Source organism: Rhizobium sp. 62_C5_N11_2, assembly GCF_051811185.1.
Classification (GTDB): domain Bacteria; phylum Pseudomonadota; class Alphaproteobacteria; order Rhizobiales; family Rhizobiaceae; genus Rhizobium; species Rhizobium leguminosarum.
Map to the genome: position 1 here is coordinate 1,699,834 of NZ_JBPWPW010000001.1, position 26,578 is coordinate 1,726,411.

At 60.8% G+C, this 26,578-nt stretch carries 28 protein-coding genes, 1 tRNA gene and 1 pseudogene; 20 read left to right on the top strand and 10 right to left on the bottom strand.

Translation table 11 applies throughout. The annotated features are described in order from the left end of the window. Nucleotides 1-181: 181 nt before the first annotated feature. Nucleotides 182-1,786, top strand: coding sequence for a M23 family metallopeptidase (locus AB8B31_RS08630; protein ID WP_131703286.1), 1,605 nt, complete (start codon nt 182-184; stop codon nt 1,784-1,786). A gap of 148 nt (nt 1,787-1,934) precedes the next feature. On the opposite strand, the gene AB8B31_RS08635 is transcribed toward AB8B31_RS08630, so the two are convergent. Then, a complete protein-coding gene (locus AB8B31_RS08635; RefSeq protein ID WP_018241802.1) occupies nt 1,935-2,807 on the bottom strand; it encodes an ATP-binding protein in 873 nt (290 codons plus the stop codon). Nucleotides 2,808-3,013: 206 nt separating this feature from the next. On the opposite strand from AB8B31_RS08635, the gene yajC reads away from it, so the two are divergent. The 5 genes from yajC (at nt 3,014) to AB8B31_RS08660 (ending at nt 7,737) form a co-directional block, all read left to right on the top strand. Beyond that, nucleotides 3,014-3,361, top strand: a complete 348-nt coding sequence (gene yajC, locus AB8B31_RS08640) for a preprotein translocase subunit YajC (RefSeq protein WP_003558894.1) — start codon at nt 3,014-3,016, stop codon at nt 3,359-3,361. Between the two features lie 45 nt (nt 3,362-3,406). Next, the gene (gene secDF / locus AB8B31_RS08645) at nt 3,407-5,947 is read left to right on the top strand and encodes a protein translocase subunit SecDF (RefSeq protein ID WP_131703287.1); all 2,541 of its coding nucleotides are present in this window, start codon (nt 3,407-3,409) and stop codon (nt 5,945-5,947) included. Between the two features lie 4 nt (nt 5,948-5,951). Continuing rightward, complete coding sequence (locus AB8B31_RS08650; protein ID WP_018241804.1) at nt 5,952-6,338, top strand: Mth938-like domain-containing protein; 387 nt, start codon at nt 5,952-5,954, stop codon at nt 6,336-6,338. A gap of 2 nt (nt 6,339-6,340) precedes the next feature. Beyond that, nucleotides 6,341-7,198, top strand: a complete 858-nt coding sequence (locus AB8B31_RS08655) for a phytoene/squalene synthase family protein (protein ID WP_131703288.1) — start codon at nt 6,341-6,343, stop codon at nt 7,196-7,198. 71 nt (nt 7,199-7,269) lie between these two features. Beyond that, nucleotides 7,270-7,737: a hypothetical protein gene (locus AB8B31_RS08660; protein WP_018445615.1), complete on the top strand. Its 468-nt coding sequence runs from the start codon at nt 7,270-7,272 to the stop codon at nt 7,735-7,737. A 103-nt stretch (nt 7,738-7,840) separates the two neighbouring features. Here AB8B31_RS08660 and trmFO read toward each other — a convergent pair whose 3' ends face one another. Beyond that, on the bottom strand, nt 7,841-9,274 hold the full coding sequence (trmFO, locus tag AB8B31_RS08665) for a methylenetetrahydrofolate--tRNA-(uracil(54)-C(5))-methyltransferase (FADH(2)-oxidizing) TrmFO (protein ID WP_018445614.1): 1,434 nt from the start codon (nt 9,272-9,274) through the stop codon (nt 7,841-7,843). A 14-nt stretch (nt 9,275-9,288) separates the two neighbouring features. Here trmFO and AB8B31_RS08670 point away from each other — a divergent pair, with 14 nt between their 5' ends. Continuing rightward, nucleotides 9,289-9,480, top strand: a complete 192-nt coding sequence (locus AB8B31_RS08670; RefSeq protein ID WP_018445613.1) for a hypothetical protein — start codon at nt 9,289-9,291, stop codon at nt 9,478-9,480. On the opposite strand, the gene AB8B31_RS08675 is transcribed toward AB8B31_RS08670, so the two are convergent. Then, entirely contained in the window at nt 9,477-9,620 is a 144-nt protein-coding gene (locus AB8B31_RS08675) for a DUF1127 domain-containing protein (RefSeq protein ID WP_003573524.1), read from the bottom strand. The two genes, AB8B31_RS08670 and AB8B31_RS08675, sit on opposite strands and share 4 nt — an antisense overlap. 294 nt (nt 9,621-9,914) lie before the next feature. Then, complete coding sequence (locus tag AB8B31_RS08680; RefSeq protein WP_010067591.1) at nt 9,915-10,061, bottom strand: DUF1127 domain-containing protein; 147 nt, start codon at nt 10,059-10,061, stop codon at nt 9,915-9,917. A 229-nt stretch (nt 10,062-10,290) separates the two neighbouring features. On the opposite strand from AB8B31_RS08680, the gene AB8B31_RS08685 reads away from it, so the two are divergent. The 6 genes from AB8B31_RS08685 (at nt 10,291) to AB8B31_RS08710 (ending at nt 15,237) form a co-directional block, all read left to right on the top strand. Continuing rightward, complete coding sequence (locus AB8B31_RS08685; protein WP_165548381.1) at nt 10,291-10,677, top strand: hypothetical protein; 387 nt, start codon at nt 10,291-10,293, stop codon at nt 10,675-10,677. Nucleotides 10,678-10,928: 251 nt separating this feature from the next. Continuing rightward, complete coding sequence (locus tag AB8B31_RS08690) at nt 10,929-12,032, top strand: DUF2157 domain-containing protein (RefSeq protein ID WP_018445612.1); 1,104 nt, start codon at nt 10,929-10,931, stop codon at nt 12,030-12,032. Further along, the gene (locus tag AB8B31_RS08695; protein ID WP_131647057.1) at nt 12,029-12,619 is read left to right on the top strand and encodes a GDYXXLXY domain-containing protein; all 591 of its coding nucleotides are present in this window, start codon (nt 12,029-12,031) and stop codon (nt 12,617-12,619) included. Before AB8B31_RS08690 ends, AB8B31_RS08695 begins: the two co-directional genes overlap by 4 nt. A gap of 153 nt (nt 12,620-12,772) precedes the next feature. Next, a tRNA-Leu gene (locus AB8B31_RS08700) sits at nt 12,773-12,857 on the top strand. A 200-nt stretch (nt 12,858-13,057) separates the two neighbouring features. Beyond that, a complete protein-coding gene (gene tig / locus AB8B31_RS08705) occupies nt 13,058-14,542 on the top strand; it encodes a trigger factor (protein WP_131703289.1) in 1,485 nt (494 codons plus the stop codon). A gap of 272 nt (nt 14,543-14,814) precedes the next feature. After that, on the top strand, nt 14,815-15,237 hold the full coding sequence (locus tag AB8B31_RS08710; protein ID WP_131703290.1) for a nuclear transport factor 2 family protein: 423 nt from the start codon (nt 14,815-14,817) through the stop codon (nt 15,235-15,237). 135 nt (nt 15,238-15,372) lie between these two features. On the opposite strand, the gene AB8B31_RS08715 is transcribed toward AB8B31_RS08710, so the two are convergent. From AB8B31_RS08715 to map, 5 genes and pseudogenes are all read right to left on the bottom strand, one after another. Continuing rightward, on the bottom strand, nt 15,373-17,142 hold the full coding sequence (locus tag AB8B31_RS08715; protein ID WP_047622263.1) for a B12-binding domain-containing radical SAM protein: 1,770 nt from the start codon (nt 17,140-17,142) through the stop codon (nt 15,373-15,375). A 159-nt stretch (nt 17,143-17,301) separates the two neighbouring features. Next, nucleotides 17,302-18,104, bottom strand: a pseudogene (locus tag AB8B31_RS08720) (endonuclease/exonuclease/phosphatase family protein). Nucleotides 18,105-18,138: 34 nt separating this feature from the next. After that, nucleotides 18,139-19,545 (bottom strand): Si-specific NAD(P)(+) transhydrogenase, encoded by a 1,407-nt coding sequence (gene sthA / locus AB8B31_RS08725; RefSeq protein WP_026188372.1) that lies wholly within the window; start codon nt 19,543-19,545, stop codon nt 18,139-18,141. Between the two features lie 118 nt (nt 19,546-19,663). Then, complete coding sequence (gene radC, locus AB8B31_RS08730) at nt 19,664-20,491, bottom strand: RadC family protein (protein WP_026230553.1); 828 nt, start codon at nt 20,489-20,491, stop codon at nt 19,664-19,666. Nucleotides 20,492-20,498: 7 nt separating this feature from the next. After that, nucleotides 20,499-21,335, bottom strand: coding sequence for a type I methionyl aminopeptidase (map, locus tag AB8B31_RS08735; RefSeq protein WP_018241817.1), 837 nt, complete (start codon nt 21,333-21,335; stop codon nt 20,499-20,501). Nucleotides 21,336-21,583: 248 nt separating this feature from the next. On the opposite strand from map, the gene AB8B31_RS08740 reads away from it, so the two are divergent. From AB8B31_RS08740 to AB8B31_RS08750, 3 genes are all read left to right on the top strand, one after another. Then, nucleotides 21,584-22,243 carry a TetR/AcrR family transcriptional regulator gene (locus tag AB8B31_RS08740; RefSeq protein ID WP_018445608.1) on the top strand — a complete coding sequence of 220 codons (660 nt, stop codon included), beginning with the start codon at nt 21,584-21,586 and terminating at the stop codon, nt 22,241-22,243. A gap of 128 nt (nt 22,244-22,371) precedes the next feature. Next, nucleotides 22,372-22,545, top strand: a complete 174-nt coding sequence (locus AB8B31_RS08745; RefSeq protein ID WP_018445607.1) for a hypothetical protein — start codon at nt 22,372-22,374, stop codon at nt 22,543-22,545. Continuing rightward, the gene (locus AB8B31_RS08750; protein ID WP_018445606.1) at nt 22,542-22,874 is read left to right on the top strand and encodes a DUF6105 family protein; all 333 of its coding nucleotides are present in this window, start codon (nt 22,542-22,544) and stop codon (nt 22,872-22,874) included. The genes AB8B31_RS08745 and AB8B31_RS08750 overlap by 4 nt, the downstream gene beginning before the upstream one ends. Here the strand turns inward: AB8B31_RS08750 and ruvX are convergent. Continuing rightward, nucleotides 22,811-23,305: a Holliday junction resolvase RuvX gene (gene ruvX, locus AB8B31_RS08755; RefSeq protein WP_112902808.1), complete on the bottom strand. Its 495-nt coding sequence runs from the start codon at nt 23,303-23,305 to the stop codon at nt 22,811-22,813. The two genes, AB8B31_RS08750 and ruvX, sit on opposite strands and share 64 nt — an antisense overlap. Nucleotides 23,306-23,484: 179 nt before the next feature. Here ruvX and AB8B31_RS08760 point away from each other — a divergent pair, with 179 nt between their 5' ends. The 4 genes from AB8B31_RS08760 (at nt 23,485) to AB8B31_RS08775 (ending at nt 26,576) form a co-directional block, all read left to right on the top strand. Next, nucleotides 23,485-24,189, top strand: a complete 705-nt coding sequence (locus AB8B31_RS08760; protein ID WP_028732035.1) for a metal-dependent hydrolase — start codon at nt 23,485-23,487, stop codon at nt 24,187-24,189. Nucleotides 24,190-24,258: 69 nt separating this feature from the next. After that, nucleotides 24,259-24,546, top strand: coding sequence for an Asp-tRNA(Asn)/Glu-tRNA(Gln) amidotransferase subunit GatC (gene gatC, locus AB8B31_RS08765; protein ID WP_003558942.1), 288 nt, complete (start codon nt 24,259-24,261; stop codon nt 24,544-24,546). A 57-nt stretch (nt 24,547-24,603) separates the two neighbouring features. Continuing rightward, nucleotides 24,604-26,085 (top strand): Asp-tRNA(Asn)/Glu-tRNA(Gln) amidotransferase subunit GatA, encoded by a 1,482-nt coding sequence (gene gatA / locus AB8B31_RS08770; protein WP_018445604.1) that lies wholly within the window; start codon nt 24,604-24,606, stop codon nt 26,083-26,085. Continuing rightward, entirely contained in the window at nt 26,076-26,576 is a 501-nt protein-coding gene (locus AB8B31_RS08775) for a GNAT family N-acetyltransferase (RefSeq protein WP_050565061.1), read from the top strand. The genes gatA and AB8B31_RS08775 overlap by 10 nt, the downstream gene beginning before the upstream one ends. Nucleotides 26,577-26,578: the final 2 nt, after the last annotated feature.

Below are 26,578 nucleotides of genomic sequence, written 5' to 3' on the forward strand. Positions count from 1 at the left end.
ACAATCAGAAAAGCCGCTCGCAGTTTTCGCATCATGCTGTGCGCACTACGATTTTTCACCCGTAAGCCTATGGTTATCAACTTCTCAAAAATATCGCACTGATTCCAGCATCTTAACCGCGTGGTAATACTAACGCGTTTTAATAGACTCACAAATGGTTGCGTTCTCAGTGGGTCGAGTCATGCGTTTCAGTCTTTCGCCAAAGTTCGGGAAGTCGGCCGGTAATCTTCTGGTTGTTGGCCTGCTGGCAAGTGCCGCAACGGGCTGCAGTTCCGATGTGACACGGTTTGGCGGCTTGTTTTCCTCCTCCGGGCAGGACCAGATCACTACAAGTTCGATTCCGCGCAGGAATATGAACGGTTCTCAGGGCGATCCGGTGCCGCGCGCCGATCTCGGCGGTTCGGCCGTTGCCAGCCAGTCGGGCTACGGCGGTGGCAATGACGCACTGAACCAGCCTTATCCCGCACGCCAGGGTTACGATCCGACTCGCACATCGAGCTCGAGCGCACGTCTCGCTTCCGCGCCGGTCTCGGTGCAGCGTTCAGATCTGGCCGCGCCGTCGGCTGTTGCCCCGTCCCGGCAGCGGGAAAAGGAAGTCGCGCTCGCCCAACCTTTCCCGACTGCGCCGCAGGCCGAAAAGCCCCGATTGGTGGCGCCGGCGGCACCCAAGGTGACGCCCGACACGCTGACGACCGGCACGACGCCAAAGGTTTCCGGCTGGTCCGCGACCAACGCTCCTTCGGTAACGCTGCGTCCGGGTGAAAGCATCGCTACGCTCTCCAGGCGTTTCGGCGTTCCGGAAAAGGAAATCCTGCGCGTCAATGACCTGAAGACGGCATCTGCCGCCCAGCCGGGCCGGGCGATCCTCATTCCGACCTTCAATGGCGGCAATGCCGCCAAGGCGGCATCGCAGGCGGCTGACCTTTCCAAGCCCGGCAAGATGCCGGAGGCGCCGAAGGCGCCTGAGCAGAACGTTGCCGTCATTCCGGGCGCCAATTCCGCCCGCGACAAGACGCTGGCGAGTGCCGATGCCACCGGCAAGCTTCCCGTCGGCGCCGGCAAGGATCCGAAGGCACCTGCCGGCACCTATGTCGTCAAGCAAGGCGATTCCCTGGCAAAGATCGCCAAGGCGACCGGCAGCAATGTCGACGACCTCAAGGCCGCCAACAATCTTTCGGCCAACTCGCTCCGCATCGGTCAGGCTCTGAAGATCCCGAACGGCACCGCCGACAATATCAAGACCGCCTCGATCCCGGCCGAGAAGGTCGATCCGAAGCCGACCCAGCCGGCGGCTACCCTGCAGACGGCTTCCGTGCAGCCTGCGCCCTATAAGGCACCGGCCGCCACCCAGACCGTCGACGATGCCGAGAAGAAGTCGGACGTCAGCTCTGCCGCGCCGGAATCGACCGGCATCGGCAAATACCGCTGGCCGGTGCGCGGCCAGGTCATTGCTTCATACGGCGCCAACGTCAACGGCAACCGCAATGACGGCATCGACATCTCGGTACCGCAGGGCACGCCGATTAAGGCCGCTGAAAACGGCGTCGTCATTTATGCCGGCAACGGCCTGAAGGAACTCGGCAACACGGTTCTCGTCCGTCACGACGACGGCACCGTCACCGTCTACGGCAACGCCGACACGCTGAGCGTCACCCGCGGCCAGAAGATCCAGCGCGGCCAGACGGTTGCCGTCTCCGGCATGAGCGGCGACGTCAAGCAGCCGCAGGTCCATTTCGAGGTGCGCAAGGACGCGTCCCCGGTCAACCCGATGACTTTCCTGGAATAGGTACTGCGTACCAGGAAACGCAAAAGCCCGGCCACCAGCCGGGCTTTTGTCATTTAATGCATGTCGCGCAAAAGTGCGCAGCGGTTTTGGGATAAACGACAAAGACCCAAAACGCGTCGCGTGAATTCGGATTGACGCGCGACGCGCTCTAGCCCCGATCGATGTGAACGCGCATGCGCCCGGCTAGGTCCTGTATATACTGCCAGGCGACGCGGCCGGAGCGTGCGCCGCGCGTCGTTGCCCATTCCAGCGCCTCGGCATGCATCTTGCCGCGTTCGAGCCCGAGCTTGAAGTGATCGGCATAGCCGTCGATCATGCCGAGATAATCCTCCTGGCTGCATTTGTGGAAGCCGAGCCAGAGGCCGAAGCGGTCGGAAAGCGAAACCTTTTCCTCGACCGCCTCCGACGGATTGATCGCCGTCGACTGCTCGTTTTCCATCATGTGGCGCGGCAGGAGATGACGCCGGTTGGAGGTGGCGTAAAAGAGCACATTGTCCGGCCGCCCTTCGACGCCGCCGTCGAGTGCTGCCTTCAGCGATTTGTAGGCGGTGTCATCGTGATCGAAGGAGAGATCGTCGCAAAAGACGATCACACGGTACGGCGTGTCCTTCAGGAGATCGAGCAGATGGGGGAGGGTGGCGATATCCTCGCGATGGACTTCGACCAGCTTCAGCAAGGCACTGCTTTCGCGCCTGACATCCTCGTGTACGGCCTTGACCAGCGAGGATTTGCCCATGCCGCGCGCCCCCCAGAGCAGCACATTGTTGGCGGCATAACCCTCGGCGAAACGCACCGTATTCTCATGCAGGATGTCGCGCACATGATCGACGCCGCGGATGAGCGTCAACGCCACCCGGTTCGGTCTCTTGACCGGCTGCAGATGCTGGCGCAAAGGCGCCCAGACGAAGCAGTCGGCAGCATCCCAGTCGTTGAGGGCGGGTGCCGGTCCGGCAAGACGCTCGACGGCGTCTGCGAGCCGTCTAAGTTCGGCGAGCAGGGCTGTGTTGATTTCCTCGGTCATCGGTGGCCTCCTGATTTCTCACTGCGGCAATCCGCTTTGATCTTTCGATGCCGGGTAGCATGGCGTTTTGACGGCGGAAAGGTTATGAGGCAGCGGAATCGGTACTGTTTCCGGCTGTTTCTGTTGCATTCATCGAAGCCGTAACTATAGTCCGGCAACCTGAAAAGAGAGGCGGAGTTCCGCCGCCCAAGCCTGAGGAGTTTAGCATGTTCATCACCCCGGCATTCGCCCAAAGCGCGACCGATACCGCAACGGGATTCGGCGGTTCCGGTTTCGAAATGATCATCCTGTTCGTGCCGCTGATGGTCGTCTGGTACTTCCTGCTGATCCGTCCGCAGCGCGCACAGGCAAAAAAGCGTGAGGAGACCCTGAAGGCGATCCGTCGCGGCGATCAGGTCGTCACCGGCGGCGGTCTCGTCGGCAAGGTCACCAAGGTCGTCGACGAAAAGGAAGTCGAAGTCGAGATCGCTGATGGCGTGCGTGTCCGCATCGTCCGCAGCGGCATCTCAGAAATTCGCGTCAAGGGTGAACCGGTCAAGGCCGACGCGGCGTAACAAGCGATAACGGCAGGACCGCCGGATCGGAAGATCGTCGAGAGAATGTTGCATTTTTCCCGCTGGAAAACACTTCTGATTTGGCTGGTCGCGTTTGCGGCCATCGCCATCGCTGCGCCCAATCTGCTGACCGAGGCGCAGCGATCCTCCCTGCCAGACTGGTTGCGGCACGACCGCGTAATGCTTGGTCTCGACTTGCAGGGCGGCTCGCATATCGTTCTGAAGGTCGAGCGTTCCGATATCGTCAAGGACCGCCTGGAAGAGGCGGTCGCCAATGTGCGCAACGCGCTGCGCGGCGCCGGCATCCGCTATACCGGGCTGACCGGCAATGACCAGACCGTCACCGTCCGCATCACCGATCCGGCCCAGACACAGGCGGCGGTCGATCTCCTGAAGTCTTTGACGACGGTTGGCGGACATTCGGGACCTGGGGTCGCGCTGCAGCAGGGCGCGGAGGGGCAGCTCTCGCTGCAGATTTCCGACGCCGGCATTACCGCTGACGTTGCTTCCGCGCGGACCCGGTCGCTCGATATCGTTGGCCGCCGTATCGCCGGATTCGGCTATGATAATTTCCTTGTTCGCCCGGATGGCGCCGACCGGATCGTCGTGCAGGTGCTGGGATCGGTCGATGCTGAGCGGCTGAAGAACATCCTGAACCAGCCGGCCAAACTTTCCTTTCATCTGATCGACGAAAGCATGTCGGGGCAGGAGGCGCTGAACGGCCGTTGGCCGGCGACATCGCAGGTGCTCTATTCGCTTGACGACCCGCCGGTACCTTATCTGGTCGACCGCACGGCTTTCGTCACCGGCAGCAACATGGTCGATATCGAGCCTGTCGTCGATCAGCAGACGCAGGATACCGCGATTGCCTACCGTCTCGATGCGCAAGGTACGCAGCGGCTGGCGCAGGCGACGGGGCAGAATATCGGCAAGCACCTTGCCATCGTCTTCGACGACCAGGTGATGTCGTCACCGGTTATCGATGCGGCAATCACCGGCGGTGAGGGCCGGATTTCGGCGAATTTCTCGGAAGATGGCGTCCGCGACCTTGCGATCATGCTGCGCGCCGGCGCCTTGCCGGCGACGCTGACCAGCGTTGAGGAACGCAGCGTCAGCCCGAGATTCGGCGCCGATTCCATCTTCAGCGGCCTTGTTGCCGGTCTCGTCGCCGTCGTGCTGGTCGCGGCACTGATGATCGCGCTTTATCGCATCCTAGGCATCATCGCCGTCGTCTCGCTCTTCTTCAACCTGATGCTCATCGTTGCGGTGCTGAGCCTTGCCGGCGCGACGCTCACCTTGCCCGGGATTGCCGGCATCGTGCTGATTGTCGGCATGGCGGTCGACTCGAACGTTCTGATCTACGAGCGTATCCGCGAAGAGGAGAAGACCACCCATTCCTTTGCGGAGGCCGTCGGCCGCGGTTTCTCACGCGCATTTGCAACGATCATCGATGCGAATGTGACGATCTTCATCGCCGCCATCATCCTCTTTTTCCTTGGCAGCGAATCCATCCGCGGCTTCGCGGTGACGCTGGCGGTCGGCATCCTGACGACTGTTTTCACGGCTTTCACCCTGACGCGCTCGATCGTTGCCGTCTGGCTGAGAGCGCGCCATCCTCGACATCTGCCGAAGAGCGTTCTGGCGCATCTTTTTGAACACGCCAATATCCGCTTCATGGGAATCCGCCGTTATGTCTTTACGGCGTCGGCGGTCATTTCGCTGATTGCCATGGCCGCCTTTGCCACCGTCGGCCTGCATCTCGGCATCGATTTCACTGGCGGCTCGCTCATCGAGGTGACGGCGAAGCAGGGCAATGCCGACATCGCCGATCTCCACTCGCGCCTCAATGATCTCAATCTCGGCGACGTGCGCGTCGAGCGCACGGGCGGACCGTCGAACGCGCGGATCCGCATCGCTTCCCAGGGCGGCGGCGAAAATGCCGAGCAGTCGGCGGCGACGCTGGTGCGCGGCGAGCTCCAGGAGGACTATGATTTTCGCCGCGTTGACGTCGTCGGACCCGCGATCTCGGGCGAATTGACGATGATGGCGACGCTCGGCGTGCTTGCAGCACTAGCCGCGATCCTGATCTACATCTGGATCCGCTTCGAATGGCAGTTCGCGGTCGGCGCCATCGTCGCAACGCTGCACGACGTCATCATCATGCTTGGTCTCTTCGTCCTCACCGGTATCGAGTTCAACCTGACGAGCATCGCCGCCGTGCTCACCGTCGTCGGTTATTCCCTGAACGACACGGTCGTGGTCTATGACCGAATGCGCGAAAATCTCAAGCGATACAAGAAGATGCCGCTGCCGATCCTGATCGATGCCTCGATCAACCAGACGCTGTCGCGCACCGTTCTGACCGCGGCGACGACGCTGACCGCCTTGCTGGCGCTCTTTCTCTTTGGGGGCGAGGTCATCCGCTTCTTCACCTTTGCGATGCTCTTTGGCGTCGCTCTCGGCACCTTCTCTTCGATCTATATCGCCGCTCCTGTCTTGATCGTCTTCCGGCTGCGGCCGGAGGCTCCCGACGGGGAAGAGAGCAACAAGACGGATGCCGGTGTAAAATCCGGCACGGTGGTTTGAAAACATGGCAAAAGGCATAGAAATCCGCGCCGCGCATTTCCCCGGGCGCGCTCCGATCGATGCTTACGGCAATGGCGGCTTTCGCTTTGCCGACATGTCGCATCGTGGCTCCATCCTTTGCCTGCCCTCCGGCATTCATGGCTGGGACATGGATATGTCGAAACCGCTTTCGCCTGAAAATTTCCGCCGCGTGCTTGATGAGGCTAGTGATATCGAGGTTCTGCTCGTCGGCACCGGTACCGAGCTTCGCCGCCTGCCCGAGGAATTGAAGCTGGCGCTGAAATCGCGCGGCATCTCCTCCGATCCGATGAGCACCGGGGCTGCAGTGCGCACGTTCAATATCATGCTCGCCGAGCAACGTGCCGTCGCCGCGGCGTTGATTGCGGTCTGACGATGACCGAAGCGCATATTGCGACGAACCAGGAGATCTGCCTGGCGATGCTGCGTGACAGCGATCGCGACCGCTACCTCGCCTGTCTGCTGTCGCCAGAGGAAAAGCGCGGCGCGCTTGCGGCTCTCTATGCCTTCAATGCCGAGCTTGCCCGCATCCGCGATCTCGTGCACGAGCCGTTGCCCGGGGAGGTGCGGCTACAATATTGGCACGATCTTCTGGAGGGCAGCGCACACGGCTCGACGGCGGCCAATCCCGTCGCCGCGGCGCTTCTGATGGCGATTGAAACGCACCGCCTGCCGCGCAAGACGCTGATCGACATGATCGGGGCCCGCACCTTCGATCTCTATGACGATCCGATGGAGACACGTCTTTCGCTTGAAGGCTATGCCGGTGAAACGGCATCGGCGCTGATCCAGCTCGCAAGCCTCGTGCTTTCGCCGGAGGAGGCCGCACGCTCGGCCGACGCCGCCGGCCATGCCGGCGTCGCCCAAGCGGTCGCCGGGCTGTTGCTGCTGATGCCGCTGCATCGCCGCCGCGGCCAGATCTATATTCCGCTGCAGATCCTGTCCGCCACCGGTCTCGACCGCGATGCCTTCCTCGCCGGCGAAGACCGGCCGCGCATCTCTGCCGCGATAGAGGCCTTCGCCGGCCTCGGTCGCGAACATCTGACAAAGGCGAGGGCGGCGGGGCCGATTGCGCCGGCTGTCTTTCCAGCCTTCCTGCCGGCGACGCTTGCCGAACCGGTGCTCATCAGGGCGCAGAAACGGGGCGCCTTGCTGTTTGACCGGCCGCTGCAGCCGCCGCAGTGGCGCCGCCAGCTGCGGATGGGGCTGGCTGCCGCGCGCCGAAAAATCTGATATCGGTCAAATTCGCGCAAGTCTCGCGCGTTACAAGGCTTCCACCGCTACCCTTTGAACGGAGAACCGGCGTGGGCATTATCGTCTGGTGCGTCCTTTTCGCCATCGTCATTTTCATTGCTTTCGTGGCAACGCGCATGGCCGCGCAGAACAAGGAAGACGGCCTGCATGACACGGGCCTCGCCATCATCGAGTTCGGCCGCGCCTTTCCGAACGAGGCGATCCGTCAGTTGCAGGCGACGGAAAACGGCCAGGCCGTTTTTGTGCGCCTGCACGACAACAAGGCGGGCTTCATGCGCAACATGTCGCGCCATTTCGCCTGCCATCTGATCGAGCCGGGTCGGGTGCGTGTCGTGGGATCGGAGACGGGCCGGGGACTGGTGATCGACTTCCTCGATGCACCCTATCACAACGGCGATTTCGAATTCGCTTCCGCCAAGGAAGCCTCGGAGGTTTCGCTCTGGCTGCTCGGCAATTATATCGCCGAGCCGGATAAGGACCTGCCGCCCGGCAATATTTCGGCCGCGACCAAGCAGTAATGCAGGTCGCCCAAAAGTGTGCAGCGCTTTTGGGCGACATGCATAGAAGCAAAGACTTCACGCGGGTCGCACGAGCCGGGTCCGATGCGCTTGAAAACGCCGGTCAGGCGCTTTCGGCAAGCGTCGATTCTTGACCGAGCCAGGTCGCGCAGTCGGCAAGCGCACGCCGCGCGATCAGCTGCCGCTTCATGATCGTCTTGTCCTTGCCGCGGAAGCGCTTGACGCCTTCAGGTTTGACGATCGAGCCCGGCTGGAGCTCCGGAAACAGCCCGAAATTGATGTTCATCGGCTGGAACGATCGTTTGCCCGGCTCCTCGTCGGTGACGATGTGCCCACCGGTGATGTGGCCGAGCAGCGCGCCGAGCGCCGTCGTCGCCGGCGGTAGCGAGATCGCCTCGCCCTTGCGTTCGGCGGCGGCGAAACGCCCGGCCATCAGCCCGACGCTGGCGCTTTCCACATAACCCTCACAGCCGGTGATCTGGCCGGCAAAACGCAGGCCGGGCCGCGATTTTAGCGTCAGTGACCGGTCGAGCAGGGTTGGGGAGTTGATATAGGTATTGCGGTGCAGGCCGCCGAGACGGGCAAATTCCGCATTTTCCAGACCCGGGATCATCCGGAAAATGTCCGCCTGCGCGCCATATTTCAGCTTCGTCTGGAAGCCGACCATGTTGTAGAGCGTGCCGAGTGCATTGTCCTGCCGCAGCTGCACGACGGCATAGGCCTTGACTGTCGGGTTATGCGCGTTCGTCAGCCCCATCGGCTTCATCGGTCCGTGGCGCAGTGTCTCGCGGCCGCGTTCAGCCATCACCTCGATCGGCAGGCAGCCGTCGAAATAAGGCGTGCCCTCCCATTCCTTGAAACCGACCGTGTCGCCTGATATCAGCGCGTCGACGAAGGCATTGTACTGCGCCTCGTCCATCGGGCAGTTGATATAATCCTTGCCGGTGCCGCCAGGCCCGACCTTGTCGTAGCGCGACTGATACCAGCAGATATCCATGTCGATGCTCTCGCGGTAGACGATCGGCGCGATGGCGTCGAAGAAGGCGAGTGAATCCTCGCCGGTTTCTGCCTGGATGGCGCTCGCGAGCGACGGCGCCGTCAGCGGTCCGGTGGCAACGATGGCAAGATCCCAGTCACTGGGCGGCAGGCCGGTGATCTCTTCACGCACGACGGTGATGAGCGGGTGGTCATGGACCGCCTTGGTCACCGCCTCGGAGAAGCCGTCACGATCGACGGCGAGCGCACCGCCGGCCGGTACCTGGCACCGATCGGCAGCGGCCATGATCAGCGAGCCCGCCATGCGCATCTCTGCATGGATGACGCCAACGGCATTGCTGGTCGCATCGTCGGAACGGAAGGAATTGGAACAGACAAGTTCGGCCAGGCCGTCGGTCTTGTGCGCATCCGTGCCGCGCACCCCGCGCATTTCATGCAGGATGACCGGAACGCCGGAACTGGCGATCTGCCAGGCGGCTTCCGAACCGGCAAGCCCGCCGCCGACGACGTGGATGGGGGAATAGGAGGAGATCGTGTTCATCCTGGGCTGATATCATGTCGGCAGGAGCGATCCAACACCCGGGAATCAAAAACGGCGCCTTCGTGGCCCAGCACCTCGGAATCAAAAACGGCGCCTTCGTGGCCCAGCATCCCGGAATCAAAAACGGCGCCTTCGTGGCCCAGTACCCCGGAATCAAAAACGGCGCCTTCGTGGCGCCGTCTTGGAAGCATCGTACTCGCTATTAGCGGAACGAGCGGGATGCAATATTGCGGATGTCGTAGCGGCTGACGCCGATATCGGACAGGGTCTGGTTGGAAAGGCCGCCGAGTTCGTTGAGCGTACGACGGTAGCTGAGCCAGCTTTTTGCAATGCGGATCGGGTTCATTGTCTTCTTCCTATGTCCGCGGGACGGCGGGATCGCCTGTCTCTCTGCGGTTGATGTTTATATAGGCGATATCAGTCCGATTGTGCAGTGCAAATAAAAGGCGTCTGCCATGCAATTGTGCAATGTGATGCTCGACAATTAGGCGGTGAATATTTTTTGAGCGGGCTAATCAAGCGGAAAAACATGCAACCGCCGCGGCCACCACGTGCAGACAAAAGAAAACGCCCGCTGTGGGTACAGCGGGCGTTTCGATCGAGAACAATCGTGCTTGGGAGGAGCGGCGATCGCCTTGAATTAGCGGGAAGAAGCCTCACGGGCAACGCGATGGATGTCCGAACGGTCGATGCCGAGATCGTGCAATTCGCGGTTGGTCATGCGGCCGAGTTCCGTGACGGTCTGACGATACTTGCGCCAGTTATTGAAAGAGCGAGAGAAGTTCATGTTAAGCCCCTTTCCGAGGGTTTCATCTGCCAGCAGCCACCGATCGGCGCTGACCTCTATTTGATGACCGGAATATATGTTGCGGCGCGAAAGACTAAAACAGCCAAGTTTTCAGATCACCCATGCAAATGATGCAATGCTCAAAGGGTATTTGACGCAGACTTACCGTTATTTGGTCAACGAATAGGCAGAATGACTTTTAGGAGAGCAGGTCGATTTGGAGGGGCGAATGGGGTGCCGCAGCGGAAAACGCCGCTCCCTCCGCCAGTTCCGCCCGTCCTTCTGCAACAAAGAGGCGTTCCGCTTCGGATCGGAAGTCGCGCATCTGTTCACGGGGTTGGTGGGGAGGTGTCACGACAATGTGGCATTGACGGCGTCACACGACGAAAATCCTCCAACCATCAATGCTTTAATAAGCTTTGGCTCAACAAAAACGCCCGCCGGGGGAGGATCCGGCGGGCGTGTGATGGTGACTGACAACTGGGAGGAGGAGTGTTGCCAGTCTATCGCAACGCGCTGGGAGGAGGAGTGCGCAGCTGCGAATCTCGTCACGGACAAAGCATCCGCGGGCATCCGGCTGGAGCCGGGCCGCCATCCCCGCGCTTCGATGTTCTGATCAATAGTATGACTAATGAGTATTGTGCAGTGCAATAAATTCATGGGGGATATGCAAGGATCGCATGCCTCTCCGTCCATAAGCTTATATTAGCGCTTCTGCCGTTAGCGGCCGGTTAACAGTCGATACTATTTAGACCAATGAGGAACTTGTATGTTTGTCGCAACAGCGTTTGCGAACGCCCGTGCTGCGTCTATAACGGCGTGAGCCGCAGCGCCGCAGTCGACGTTCCGGAAATCAGGGGGTTGAGCATGTATCGCGGCAGATTGGAGCGGGATCTCTCGCTCTGGGTGGGCAAGGGCCTGCTCGGGCAGGAAACGGCAGGTGCGCTTCTCGCCGAATATGACAGCCGCCCTGCAAGCTTCAGCCTCGGCAGGGTGCTGATGGCGCTGGCGGCGGTGCTGCTTGCCGCTGCCATCCTGCTGGTCGTCGCCTCCAACTGGGAAGCTATCCCGCGCCTTGTCCGCGTCGGCGGCATCCTTGCCCTGATCTGGTTGGTGCATATCGCCGCTGCCCGGATGCTTGCCCGCGGCGCGACAGCGGCCGCAGGTGGCTTGCTGGTCATCGGCGCGATGAGTTTCGGCGGCGCCATCTCGCTGGTCGGGCAGATGTATCACCTTTCCGGCGACGAGCAGACGGTGATGTATCTCTGGTTCGCGATCGCGACGATCTCGGCAATCCTGTTCCGTTCGGGTGCCGTGGCAGTCGTCGCGGGCTTCCTCTCCTGGGCGTCCTTCGCCGTCTATCTTGAGAACAACGACACACATTGGATAGGCTTCGATCCCTGGATGGCGCCTCTCATGGCGGTGATCGTCATCGGGCTGGTGCGGTATACCGGCGCCGAGCGGGCTCGCCATCTGGCCTATCTGCTGCTGATCGGCTGGCTCGCCTGGCTCTATACTCTTTATGAGGAGATCGCCGTGGCGCTAGCCTTCGCGATCGGCGGAATGGCGGCCTTTGTCCTGACGGCGGTGCCGCTCCCGCGTATCGCCTCCTTGATCAGGAGCGCCGGTGCGGCTCCGGCCTTCTACAGCTTCCTTGTCGCTGTAATCGGCTTCCTGCTGCTGCATATCGAGATCGAGGATGGCTGGCGGCTGGTGGTGCTGGGAGTGGCGACGCTTGCCGCTTCCGTGCTGGCGATCGCCCTGCACGGCAGGGATAACGGCGCGGTGCGATATCTCGCCTATGCGACCTTTGCCGCCGAGATGCTTTATCTCGCCTCCGTCACCGTCGGCTCCATCCTCGGCACGTCGAGCCTCTTCCTTTTCTCCGGTCTCGTGGTCGCGCTGGTCGCCTGGATGGTCATCCGTCTCGAACGGCGTTTTTCGGCGAATGCCCAGGGGGAGCGCGCATGAGCTCGTTCATGGCAAAGCTGCAATCCGGCAAGGGCTATCTGCTTTCGGCCATCATCGTCGCCGGTCTGCAGACCCTTATCCTCGGCACGATCATCCAGAGCCGGGCGTCGATCCTCAGCAACGGCGCCGAGGTGCTGTTGAAGACGGCGCCCGTCGATCCGCGCGATTTCTTGCGCGGCGATTATGTCGTCTTGAACTACGACATTTCCTCAGTGCCGGTTCAGACGGTTTCCGGCGGGATTCCGGCCGAGGTTGGCGAACGGGTGTTATGGGTTCGGTTGAAGAAGCAGGAGGACGGTTTCTGGACAGTCACCGAATCGTCCTTCCACGAGCTGCCTCCGCAGCCGGAGACGGTGATCCTGCGCAGCCTGCCATTTTATAGTGGCGCACTTGCCGCCGGCGACAACATGCGTGTCGAATACGGCATCGAGCGCTACTACGTTCCTGAAGGCAAGGGCAAGCCGATCGAGGAGGCCCGCAACGACGGCAATGTCGCAATATCGGTGCGTGTCTCGCCTGATGGAAGCGCGCAAATCCGCAGCCTTCTCGTTGACGGCAAGCCGGTTTACGACGAGCCGCTTTACTGATCCGACGGCGCTTCGGAGGAGGGCGGCTGCAGGGCCGCAGGTCCCCTGTCATTTGCCGTTCATTTTTCCTTTGCCTCGACCAAATCGGGTGATATAGAGACGCCGCGCTCCGGAAGGCCTCATGCGCAGGCATAGGCATGCGGTTTTGTGAACGCGGGTATGGTGAAATTGGTAGACACGCCAGATTTAGGTTCTGGTGCCGCAAGGCGTGGGAGTTCAAGTCTCTCTACCCGCACCAAGCTGTTTGCAGGCGGGAGACTGAAATCGGTTGGCTTAGGGCAGCCGAGAGTTGTCCCGAACACCCCGCGAGTGCCGTTCCCCTTTGGGCGGAATGATACAGGAATTGGGAAAAGCCACGCGCGGCAGGATCGCCGGCGTCGTGCTCATCGAAACGAACGGCGTCTGGGCACGGCCGCCACGAAATGAAGGTAGGAAGACATGCAGGTTATCGAAACGCTCGCTGAAGGGCTGAAGCGCGAAATCAAGGTCGTTATCCCGGCCAAGGACATGCAAGACAAGATGAATGAGCGTCTTGCCGATGTGAAGGACAAGGTTCGCATCAACGGCTTCCGTCCGGGCAAGGTACCCGCTGCTCACCTGAAGAAGGTCTACGGCAAGTCGATCATGGCCGACCTCGTCAACGAGATCGTCCGCGAGCAGCCGGCCGCGATCCTGTCCAGCCGCGGTGAGAAGTCGGCCACGCAGCCGGAAATCGCCATGACGGAAGACAAGGACGAAGCCGACAAGATCCTCGCTGCCGAGCAGGATTTCGAATTCACGCTCTCCTATGAAGTTCTGCCGCCGATCGAACTGAAGTCGGTCAAGGGCATCAAGGTCACGCGCGAAGTCATCGACATCTCGGACGACGAAGTCAACGAGCAGGTCCTGAAGGTCGCCGAAAGCGCCCGCGCCTACGAGACCAAGACCGGCAAGGCCGCGAACGGCGACCGCATCACCATGGATTATGTCGGCAAGGTCGACGGCGAAGCCTTCGAAGGCGGCACCGACCAGGGCGCCGAACTGGTGCTCGGCTCCGGCCGCTTCATTCCGGGCTTCGAAGACCAGCTCGTCGGCGTCAAGGCCGGCGTTGGGAAGACCATCACCGTGACCTTCCCGGCCGACTACCCGGCCAAAAACCTCGCCGGCAAGGAAGCGACCTTCGACGTGTCAGTCAAGGAAGTCGCAGCACCTGCCGATGTCGAGATCAACGACGAACTCGCCTCCAAGCTCGGCATCGAATCGGCCGATCGCCTGAAGGAAATCGTCCGTGGCCAGATCGAATCGCAGTACGGCTCGCTGACCCGCCAGAAGCTGAAGCGTCAGATCCTCGACCAGCTCGACGAGATGTACAAGTTCGAGACTCCGAACTCGCTCGTCGACGCCGAATATAACGGCATCTGGAGCCAGGTGAACAACGACCTCGCCCAGTCCGGCAAGACCTTCGAAGACGAAGACACGACTGAGGAGAAGGCTCGCGAGGAATACAAGACGCTCGCCGAGCGCCGCGTTCGCCTCGGCCTCGTTCTCTCCGAAATCGGCGAAAAGGCCGGCGTCGAGGTCAGCGAAGACGAGATGCAGCGCGCCATTTACGATCAGCTGCGCCAGTATCCGGGCCAAGAAAAGCAGATCCTCGAATTCTTCCGCAGCCAGCCGGGTGCCGCCGCTTCGATCCGCGCACCGATCTTCGAAGAGAAGGTCATCGATCACCTGCTGACCGAAATCGACGTCACCGACAAGAAGGTGACGAAGGAAGAGCTGCTCGCCGAGGAAGAAGGCGAGGCGAAGGCCGAGACCAAGAAGGCCGCGCCGAAGAAAAAGGCTGCCGCCAAGGCAGAAGCAGCTGACGCCGGTGAAGGCGAAGAAGCCGCACCGAAGAAGAAGGCTGCTCCGAAGAAGAAGGCGGCTGACGAAAGCGCCGAATAATCGCTTTTCAGTCCTACAGCGCCGCGCGTCTTTTTAGACGCGCAAAGGACGCTGTAACACTTTGAATTGCTGCATCCTGAAATCGGATTCCGATTTAAGGAATCATGCAGTAAAGTTTGGAAGGCCTCGCCATCGTGCGGGGCCTTTTTCTATTATCCAGGGCAGTTTCATTCGCGCCGCCTACTCCATTGTGTTTATTCATTCTGAACAACAAAGAGTTGCATTTAAGTATAATTAGATGCAGATTTCGTTGATGGTGGAGGGACCGGAAAATGACTGCAAAGCATGACATGAAGAAGCTCGTGGAGGAAATCTATGCTGTGCGTGACCGCGGCGATGTCGAAGCTACACTGGCGCTGATCGGCGAGGGTTGCACCTTTCGCATGGTCGGCAATACACGGCTGGCGCCTTTTTCGACTGAAGCAAGCGGGCATGCTTTTCGCCAAGCGATAACCCAGCTTATCACAGTGTGGGATCTATCGAATATAAGGACAGCCGGCATCTATGTGGACGAAGATGAGCATATGGTCTTTGCCCACCGCGAAGGCGAGGTCAGGCACATCCCATCGGGCGTGAGCTTCCATACGGAATTCGTCGACAAGATCCATTTCCGAGATGGGAAACCCGTCAAGATCGTCGAATTCGTCGACACGCTGCAAGTGGCCGAGACGACCCAGATGATCCAAGTCGCTTAAAAGGCCACCAAAGTCGGAGTCTTCAAAGCGCGTTGTCAAACTTGATTCAAGCGACGCGCTTTATCGACATGCATTGGCTTAGAGTTTGATGCCGCCCATGTTTTTGGGCGTCATCCGGCGTTCAAGAATTACCGCTCAATGCGCTGTCAGTTGCGCGACTTTCCTGACATGGCTGACGGCTGCGGCGCCGCCGGCGGTCTGTGTGAAGAGGTGGAGCGTTTCTTCTTCGTCGTCGGCAACAGGCGTCAGGGCCTGATCCATATAGGTCTTCGACTTCGCATCCCTTGAAATCAGGAATGCCGAAATCGTCAAGCCAATGATCGTGCCGGCGAGCGAAGCATGTTTTCTGAAGGTTTCCCAGGCAAAACGAGGCCAGAAGACCAGCGGATTCTCGCGCGGCAGGTCCGGGCGCCGCTCCGACGGCGTCTTCAGGCGCAGCAGGCCGCTTTGCAGCGGATGCACGTTTTCCAGCGGCACGGTGGTCGCGAAGGAGACGAGAACCTTGACGAGCCTTGCGAGCGGTACCCCGGTCGCCACGGCACGGCGCAGCAGCGTCTTCATATGAGCAGGCGAATAATAGAGCGACCAGGCCTCGTGGTAGATGTCTTCCCATTCCTGCTTGCTCATTTTGGGATGCGCGGTGCAGACGTGCTCGACATCATAGATATTGAGATCGGCATCCATCTCGATGCCCTTCTTCCATAGGACCTGATGGTCCTCGGAACCGGGCAGCGGCGTCAGGATGAAGAATTCGATGACGTCGAGCGGCAGCTCTTCCTGGATGATCGTGATGTCGCGGCGGATCGATTCCGGCGTATCGGCCGGGAAGCCCAAGATATAACCGGCAAGCGTCATGATGCCCTGTGCCTTCCAGGCGAGCAGCATCTTGCGGTATTCAGTGATCTTGTTCTGGTTCTTCTTGGCGGCGGTCAGATTGTCCGGATTGACGTTTTCGAGGCCGATGAATACGCGGGTGACACCGGCGCGTCTGGATTTCTCGATGAAGTTAGGGATCTTGTGGCAGAGCGTGTCGACCTGGATCATCAGGCCGAGCGGAATGCCGTCCCGCTCCTTGAGCTCGATCAGCCGGTCGAAGATCGCTTCCCAATCCTTGTTGCGGGCGAAATTGTCGTCGGTGATGAAGAATTTGTGGATGCCCTGCGCCCAGTTCATCCGCACCAGTTTCTCGACGTCGTCGGCCGAACGGAAGCGTGACTTGCGTCCCTGCACATTGATGATGGTGCAGAACGAGCACTGATAGGGGCAGCCACGCCCGGCATCGAAGCTGGTGCTGAGCCCGAGCGTGCGCTGGATATTGTCCTTCGGCAGGAAGGGAACCGGCGTGCCGCCGATGCCCGGAAGGTCGTTCATGAAATTGTAGAGCGGCTTCAGTTCGCCGGCGGCGGCGTCGCGCAGCACCATGTCGAGCCGGCCCTCGGCCTCGCCGGCAAACATCGAGATGCCCATGTCGCGGCAGGCGTCGAGCCCGACCGCCTTGCCATCCAGCATCGACAGGCAGCCGGAAACATGAAAGCCGCCGATCGAAACCGGCAGGCCGGCATCTCGGAACGGCCGGGCGATATCGAGGGCGCGCGGATACTGGTTGGTCTGGACGCCGACGAGTGCGATCATGCCGAAATTGTCGTGGCGCTTGAACTGCGCCAGCAGTCCGGCGACATCGATCCGGGTGTTGGTTTCGTCGATCACGGTGATGTCGATCGCCGTATCGTCGCCGAGCACCTTGCGCTCGGCACATTCGGCGGCGATGCCGTAAAGAGCCGCAAGCGAATTGGAGGGGATCATCGCCCGCCACCAGCGGATGACGTAGCCATCATCGTCATAATGCGACGGCTTGATCAGGATCAGCTGAAAACGTCGGCGCGCAGCTTCTAAGACATGGGACAAGAGTATCTATCTTTCTTTAGAAGCTTTTGCCCGAAGGCAAAATGGCGTTGAAGGCATATAGCAGGCACGACACATCAAGGCGATTTAGGAGGTCAAACTAAGGCGTAAAAAACGGCACGGCGCGCAAACGCTCCGCGAAGTGTATCATTCCTCAATATACTACCCGATATCGAGCAGCAATGCGCGATGGTCGGAGACTTCGGGCGCCACGACCACTTCGAATTTGGCAACCTTCACCTCCGGTGTCACCAGCATGTAGTCGGCAAAGCGGCCCTGCTTCAGAAGTAGGAGGTTCGCGTGTCTACAAGGCCGTATCCGGTGACGAGATCGGAAAGCCCGAGTCTGGCAAGAATCGTAAAGGTCGAGCTGTCGGGCAGCACGTTGAAATCGCCGCAGACGACGAGCCTTTCGTCGCCCGGCCAGACGCGCTCGATGAGCCTGATCAGCGCTACGGCCTGCTCGTCGCGCGCTGCGGTATCGCCCTTGCCTGCGGCATCGCGCAGGCCATGCATGTGGGCGATAGTTATGGTTGAAGCATGCTCATGGCTGAAGAGGCGGATGCAATGGGCGTTTCGCGGCCGCGGATGTTCGCCCCAGCCATCAGCGGAAAAACGGCCATGCACGAAGTCCAGCCCCTGGGCGATGACGGAGTGGGTTTTGCGCACGAAGGTCGCCAGCCCGAATTCGGCGACAATGACGGTATCGCCATCGAAAAGCTCGCCTTTCGAGGTCGGGCAGAAGAAGCCGTCGTGGCCGGGCAGGGCGGCGCTGATCTCGGTAAAGAGATTGAAGCGCTGCGGCAACTCGACATCGCCGTCCCGATAGACCGACCAGCCGCAGCCCGTACCCGGCGCCCGCAGCACCTCCTGCAGGCACAGCACATCCGGATCGGCCTCGGTGACGTAGGTAATCAGGGCCTCATGCAGCCTGCCGCCCCATGCGTTCAGCGAAATGATGCGCAATGTCGTTCCCGGATTTGCTGTCTACGCGACGGACTTAGAGTTCCGACTTGATGTCGCCCATCCGGTTCCAGGCATCGAGCCCGGCGATCTTGTAGGCTTCGGCGAGCGTCGGGTAGTTGAAGGTGTTTTCGACGAAATATTCGACGGTCCCTTTGAGATTGAGCACCGCCTGGCCGATATGCACCAGCTCGGTGGCGCCTTCGCCGACGATATGCACGCCGAGCAGGCGGCGCGTCTTCAGCGAGAAGATCAGCTTCAAAAGCCCGGTGTCGAGGCCCATGATATGACCGCGTGACGTCTCGCGGAAGCGGGCGATGCCGCATTCATAGGGAATGCCGCGCTCCTTCATCTCTTCTTCGGTCAGGCCGCAGGTCGAAATCTCCGGCACGGCATAGATGCCGTAGGGGAAATATTTCGGCGGTTCCTTGGCGACCGCGCCGATCGCGACGCGGGCGGCGATGCGGCCCTGTTCCATCGAGGTCGAGGCAAGGCTCGGAAAGCCGACGACGTCGCCGGCGGCATAGACATTGGCAACCGATGTCTGGAAGGTTTCCGGATTGACCTTGAGACGGCCGCGGCTGTCGGCTTCGAGGCCGATGGCCTGAAGGTTCAGCGCATCGGTCGCCCCCATGCGGCCGGCGGCGAAAAGCACCATGTCGGTCGTCAGGCGCCGGCCGCTGTCGAGCGTCAGCTCGACCTTGCCATTCTCAAGCGTCTCCACCTTGTCGGCCTTCTGGCCGAGCAGCAGCTTCATGTTGCGGTCGCGCAGCTGGTAGGTAAAATCCTCGATGATTTCCTTGTCGATGAAGTCGAGCATTGTCGCCTTCGGGTCGATCACGGTGACAGCCGTGTCGAGCGCGCTGAAGATCGTCGCATATTCGATGCCGATGACGCCGGCGCCGATGACAACCATCGATCGCGGCAGGTCCTGGATGTCGAGCAGTTCGTCGCTGTCAAGCACGGTCTTGCCGTCGAAGGGTATGTAATCGGGGCGGAAAGGCTTTGTGCCGACGGCAAGCAGCACGCTGGCGCCGGTGACCTGCGTGGTCTCACCGTCATCCTTGATCACCTGCAGCGTCGACGCATCGATGAAGCTCGCCTTGCCGCGAATATGCTGCACGCGGTTGCGGGCGAACTGGTGTTCAAGCACCTCGACCTCGTGGTTGAGCGTAATCAGCAGGCGGCGGCGCAGGTCATCTGCACTGATCTCTTCCTTGACGCGGTAAGACCGGCCGTAGAAGCCGCGTTCGCGCCAGCCGGAAAGATTAAGTGCGGTCTCGCGCAGCGTCTTCGAGGGGATGGTGCCGGTGTGCACGGACACGCCGCCGACGCGCTTGCCCTGCTCGATGACAAGCACTTTCTTGCCGAGTTTTGCCGCTTGGATCGCGCCGCGGCGCCCTGCGGGACCGCTGCCCACCACAACGAGATCGTACTGAAGCATCATCAAGCCCCGGATTGGAAAGGAATCATTTTGCGACGCAAAATGTCGCCCGTCCATCGTTAGCCGGTCAATGTTACAGATTGTTTTACAGCCGCCGATTCCGCCGGACCTGTGCCTTTCAGATCAGCTTCAGCCCCTTCAGGCTGACATGGCCATCCCTGCCGATGATGACGTGGTCGTGGACGGTGATATCGAGAGCCTTGGCCGCATCGATGATCACCTTCGTCATGTCGATGTCGGCGCGCGACGGTGTCGGGTCGCCGGACGGATGGTTGTGCACCAGGATCATCGCCGTTGCCGAAAGCTCGAGCGCGCGTTTCACCACCTCGCGCGGATAGACCGGCGTGTGGTCGACCGTGCCGCGACCTTGCACCTCATCGGCGATCAGCACATTGCGCTTGTCGAGGAAGAGGATGCGGAACTGTTCGCGTGTCTCGTGCGCCATGGCGGCATGGCAATATTGGATGACCGAAGACCACGAAGACAGGACCTGCTTGCTCCTGAGCTCGCTCTTCAAGGTCCGGTGGGCGACAGTCGAGATCAGCTTCAGGTCGAGCGCCACGGCCTCGCCGACGCCCTTTACCTCGGTCAGCAGCGCCGCAGGCGCACCGAAGACGCCGGAGAGCGAGCCGAACCGCTCGATCAGCGCCTTGGCGATCGGCTTGGTGTCGCGCCGCGGGATCAGGCGAAAAAGCAGCAGCTCGAGGATTTCGTAGTCGGCAAGCGCGGTGTCGCCCAGCTCACGGAAGCGGTCACGCAACCGCTCGCGATGGCCATGATAATGTTCATGGCCGGCAAGCGAAGCGGGCAGGGCGGTCCTGGCATTTGGTGCGGACGGTTTCTGCGGTCGTCCGCCAAAGAATGAGCGTTCGTCGGCGGCAATGGGCTCTTGCGTCTCGAAAGGCAGCTCGTCGTCGGAAGATGTCGAAACGGGGCCTTTCGCCATCGAATCGTCACCCGTTGTGCGATGGCAGACCGGGGCGGTCGAGCCCACCCGGCGACAGCGTGAAGATCTCGCAGCCATCGGAGGTGACACCGACGGTATGTTCGTACTGGGCCGACAGCGAGCGGTCGCGGGTGACCGCCGTCCAGCCGTCGGCGAGCACCTTCACATGCGGCCGACCGAGGTTGATCATCGGCTCGATGGTGAAGATCATGCCTTCGCGCAGCTCCGGCCCCTCGTTGGCGCGGCCGTAGTGCAGGATATTCGGCGAATCGTGGAACAGCCGGCCAACGCCATGGCCGCAGAAATCGCGCACCACCGAACAGCGTTCGGCTTCCGCATAGGTCTGGATCGCCTCGCCGATCGCGCCGGTGCGGGCGCCGGGCCTGACGGCGCCAATGCCGCGCATCAGTGATTCATAGGTGACCTCGAGCAGCCGCTCGGCAGCACGCTTGACGACGCCGACGGGATACATCCGACTGGAATCCCCATGCCAGCCGTCGAGCACGAAGGTGACGTCGATATTGACGATATCGCCGTCACGCAGCGGTTTGTCGTTCGGAATACCGTGGCAGACGACGTGATTGATCGAAGTGCAGGTCGATTTTGTGTAACCGCGATAATTCAGCGTCGCCGGATAGGCGCCATGATCCATGCCGAAATCGAAGACGAACCGGTCGATTTCATCAGTCAGCAGGCCGGGCTTGACGATGTCGGCAAGCGCATCGAGGCAGCGCGCGGTCAGCTGGCATGCCCTGCGCATACCCTCGAATGCTTCAGCGTCATAAAGCCGGATGGCGCCCGTATTCTTCGGGGGCGCGGTAGAGGCTTCGATATAGTTCACCATTGCAGGGCCTTAGCGGAGATTGTTAGATTTGTTCATAATGCAGCTATGCCGGGTTCGTCCATCACGATCAACCGCCAGGACGAGATTTCTAGACAGATCCGATCAGTCCAGCGTGCAGCTTTCCACATCCGTTCGACGGACAATCAACGGTCCGGCTAGAATATCCACAATCTTCCCAAAGGGATAGGATTGATTGCATGAAGCCTCCCCGCTACTCACCGATTGGTGACAGCGGGGAAGGGTCGGTCATGCTGAATGAAGCGGTAAATCTTGAAAATTCACCCGGGGTCGACGGAGAGCCGGAACGGCGCGTGCGTGATCGCGGCGCCACCGAGCGCGCAATCCTTGCCGCAGCCAAGGGCCTGCTGGCCGAGGAAGGCTTCCAGAATTTCGGCATCAATGCGGTTGCCCGCCGCGCTGGTTGCGACAAGCAGCTGATCTATCGCTACTATGGCGGCCTCGACGGCTTGGTCGAGGCGATCGGCGCCGATCTCGGCACATGGGTGAAGGATCGAATCCCGGAAGACGCCGGCGGCATGTTCCTGCTCACCTATGGCGACCTGATGGAGCGGCTGTCGCTTCTCCTCCTCGACGCCTTGAGAAACGATCCGCTGATGCGCCGCATCCTCGCCTGGGAGATTTCTGAAAACACCGAACAGGTGAGGCGGCTGTCGGAAGCGCGTTCGAAGGCGCTCGCCCTCTGGCTCGAGCGCATGCGCGGCTCGCTGGCGCCGCCGAAGGGCGTGGATGCAGCAGCGGTCAACGCCGTCATCATCGCTGCGATCCAGCACCTCGTGCTGGCCGCCGCAGCCGGCGGGCAGTGCGCCGGCCTGTCGCTGAAGACATCAAAGGACTGGGAGAAGGCGGCGACGGCGCTGAAGCGCATCGTGCGCGGCGTCTACGGCTGAGATCTACTCATCCACAGGGGGGCGGGCCTGCGTTAACCCTAACAAATGGTTTACATTGCGCAGGGCTGGTTAAGCCGACAGTGTGGCGGTGAGCAGAGATGTATGAGTAGAGCCCCGAGTTGACGCCCATGGCAACCAAGATCGCTAAAGCCGCGTTTCTGGTGACGGCGATGATGTTTTTCGCAGTCCTGGCGCTGGATATCGCAATTCCGACGCTGGTGCTTTGCATTATGGCATTGTCGACCTGGTTGGTCTCTCTCGATCTGCCCGTGGCGCGCAAGCATGGAGGAGAGGCCGCATGAAGTGGTTTCTGATCTTCTGGGCCGGCCCCATCGTCTTTCTGGGCGGATGGTATTGGCTCTCCTATTACGACATGAGTTTCGGCATCTTCATGTTCACGCGGCAGGTTCATGACCTGACCTTCGAGCTTTACGGCAAGGCGCTCGGCATTCCGCCGGAGACCATCCCGCCGCTCGTTGCCCGCGCGATCGCGGTGGACAGCCTCGTCGTTTTCGCCATCCTTGGCCTGCGGAAGCGAAAGTCGATCATCGCCTGGTGGAAGGCGCGTCAGGCGCTGAATTCATCTCCATCAGACCTTGCCAGCAAGGAAAGCCTGTCGAGCGCGCCCTGAAGGATGAAGCTTGCGGCGGCCGAATCGATCCGGTCGGCCCGCTTGGCGCGCGAGACGTCCATTTCGAGCAGCGTCCGTTCGGCGGCGACCGTCGATAGCCGCTCATCCCAATAGACAAAAGGCAGCGCCGTCTTCTGCTCCATATTGCGCACGAAGGCGCGCGTTGCCTGCACGCGCGGACCTGCTGATCCATCCATGTTCATCGGCAGGCCGATGATAAAGCCTGCGACCTTTTCCGCTATCGCGAAGTCGAGCAGCGCCTGGGCATCGATGGTGAACTTGACGCGGCGGATCACCGTGCGCGGCGTGGCGAAGCGCCGCCCGAGATCGGACATCGAAAGCCCGATCGTCTTGGTGCCGAGATCGAGGCCGGCAATTGCCTGTCGCGGGGCAAGCGTCTCGGCCATTTCCTCGATTGTCAGAACCGTCATCGCCGTTTCATCCCGTCAAAACAAATTGAAGTCGTCGCCGCTTTTCTTTGCGGCCGCATAAGATATGTCCTTAGGGCATGACGCCGAAAAGTGTGAGCGGTTTTCGGGCGACATCATGTCCTCATTCTTTGATGTGGCATCGAAACCGGCTTTGCATCACGTAATAAAGGAGACATTTCATGAAGATCACCTGGCTCGGCCATTCCGCCTTCCGCATCGAGACATCAAAGGCGAAGATCCTGCTCGACCCATTCCTCAGCTATAACGCCTCCTTTTCCGGCCAGGATATCAAGGATGTTTCCGCAGGCATCACGCACATCCTGTTGACGCATGGCCATGGCGATCATGTCGGCGATACCGTGGCACTCGCCAAGGAAACCGGCGCCGTCGTTCTCGCCAATGCCGATCTCGCCGCTTGGCTCGGCTCCAAGGGCGTCGACAATATCGAGATGGGCAATACCGGCGGCACGATCGCGCTCGGCAGTTTCTCGGCGACCTTCACCAATGCACTGCACTCCTCCGCCCAGATCACTGAGGACGGCGTCTCGCATGCGCTCGGCAACGCCAATGGCCTGATGCTGCATTTCGACGACGAAGCCTCGATCCTTGCCATGGGCGATACCGATATCTTCTCCGACATGGCGCTGATCAACGAATTGCACCAGCCCGATATCGGTTTCGTGCCGGTCGGCGACCGCTTCACCATGGGCGGCGCGGTGGCAGCACTTGCCTGCCGGCGCTATTTCAACTTCAAGACCGCGATCCCCTGCCATTACGGCACCTTCCCGATCATCGATCAGACGGCCGAAAAATTCATTGCCGGCATGGAGGGATCGCAGACGGATGTGAGGGCGATCAAGCCTTCCGAGAGCCTGTCGATCTGACGAAACCCCGTTGCGTCAGGCGGACATGGCCTTTATAGCGGGTAGGAAAAATCCTATCCGGAGAATGCCATGTCCGTCGATCTTGCCACCGTGAAGCGCGTCGCCCGCCTTGCCCGTATTGCCGTCTCCGAGGACGAGGCAAATCGCATGGTCGGCGAGCTGAACGGCATCCTTGGCTTCGTCGAGCAACTCTCCGAAGTTAATGTCGACGGCGTCGAGGCGATGACGTCGGTTACCCCGATGGCGATGAAGAAGCGGACCGATGAGGTGACCGACGGCAGCAAGGCAGCCGATATCGTCGCCAATGCGCCCGTCACCGACCACAATTTTTTCCTGGTGCCGAAAGTCGTCGAATAAGGCTTCGAAGCCTCTTTCCGACCCTGTTGCCATTTCCAGATCTGAAGCGAAAACACGATGAGCGAACTCACCAGCCTGACCATTGCCGAAGCCCGCCAGAAGCTGCGCGCCAAGGAAATCACCGCGATCGAGCTGACCGAAGCCTATATCTCGGCGATCGATGCGGCCAATGGCCGGCTGAACGCCTATATAAAGGTCACGCCGGATCTCGCCCGCGTCATGGCGAAGAACTCCGACCAGCGCATCGCCACCGGCAAGGCAGGCGAACTCGAAGGCATTCCGCTCGGCATCAAGGATCTCTTTGCCACCGTCGGCGTTCACACCCAGGCCTGCAGCCACATTCTCGATGGTTTCGAGCCGCGTTATGAATCGACCGTCACGCAGAACCTCTGGGATGACGGCGCCGTCATGCTCGGCAAGCTCAACATGGACGAATTCGCCATGGGTTCGTCGAATGAAACATCCTATTACGGCCCGGTGATCAATCCCTGGCGCGCCGCAGGCTCCAACCAGCAACTCGTGCCCGGCGGCTCCTCCGGCGGTTCGGCCGCAGCCGTCGCCGCCCATCTTTGCGCTGGCGCCACCGCGACCGATACCGGCGGCTCGATCCGCCAGCCGGCCGCCTTCACCGGCACCGTCGGCATCAAGCCGACCTATGGCCGCTGCTCGCGCTGGGGTACCGTCGCCTTTGCCTCCTCGCTCGACCAGGCAGGCCCGATCGCCCGCGACGTGCGCGATGCCGCAATCCTTTTGAAGTCGATGGCAAGCGTCGACGCAAAGGACACGACGTCGGTCGATCTGCCGGTGCCGGATTACGAAGCAGCTCTCGGCCAATCGCTGAAGGGCATGAAAATCGGCATCCCGAACGAATACCGTGTCGAGGGCATGCCCGACGAGATCGAAACCCTCTGGCGCCAGGGCATCGCCTGGCTGAAGGATGCCGGCGCCGAGATCGTCGACATCTCGCTGCCGCACACCAAATACGCCCTTCCGGCCTATTACATCGTCGCTCCGGCCGAGGCATCCTCGAACCTCGCGCGTTACGACGGCGTGCGCTACGGCCTGCGCGTCGACGGCAAGGATATCGTCGACATGTATGAGAAGACCCGTGCCGCGGGCTTCGGCAAAGAAGTCAAGCGCCGCATCATGATCGGCACCTATGTGCTGTCGGCCGGTTATTACGATGCCTATTACATCCGCGCCCAGAAAGTCCGCACGCTGATCAAGCGCGATTTCGAACTGGCCTTCGACGCCGGCGTCGACGCCATCCTGACGCCGGCAACGCCGTCGTCGGCCTTCGGCGTTGCCGATGAGAACCTCGCCGCCGATCCGGTGAAGATGTATCTGAACGACATCTTCACGGTGACGGTCAACATGGCAGGCCTTCCCGGCATCGCCGTGCCGGCCGGTCTCGATCACAAGGGCCTGCCGCTCGGCCTGCAGCTGATCGGCAAGCCCTTCGATGAGGAAACCCTCTTCAAGACCGCCCATGTCATCGAGCAGGCGGCCGGCCGGTTTACGCCGGCCAAGTGGTGGTAACGGAGCTAACAATCCGAAAGATAGCGGCTGCCGACCACGAAGCGGTCGGCGCCGTCGGCTTTGCCGCATGGGCCGCCAGCGATGCCTTCGAGGACAGCTATCTCGATCCCGATGTGATTGCCAGGGTGCTGCACGAGTTCGCCATCTTTCCTGAGGAAACGAAAGGTGAGATCTTCATTGCCGAACGGGGCGAGACGATCGTCGGCTGGGGCGCGCGTGAAAACGAACCGAACTATGTGTCCGACCTCTGGGTACACCCCGATCATCAGGGTAAGGGCGTCGGCCGGGCTATCCTGCTTCATTTGTGCGAGGTGATGGCGGCAGAGGGGCTGGCGACTGCCAGGCTCGACACGCATGCCGGGAATGAGGGCGCGATCCGGCTCTACGAACGCTGCGGTTTCATCATCGTCTGGCGCGGCCGCGAATATTCCAAGAGCATGGGCGTGGAACTTGAAAAAGTGCATCTGGAGAAGCGGTTGGCTGACCGATAACG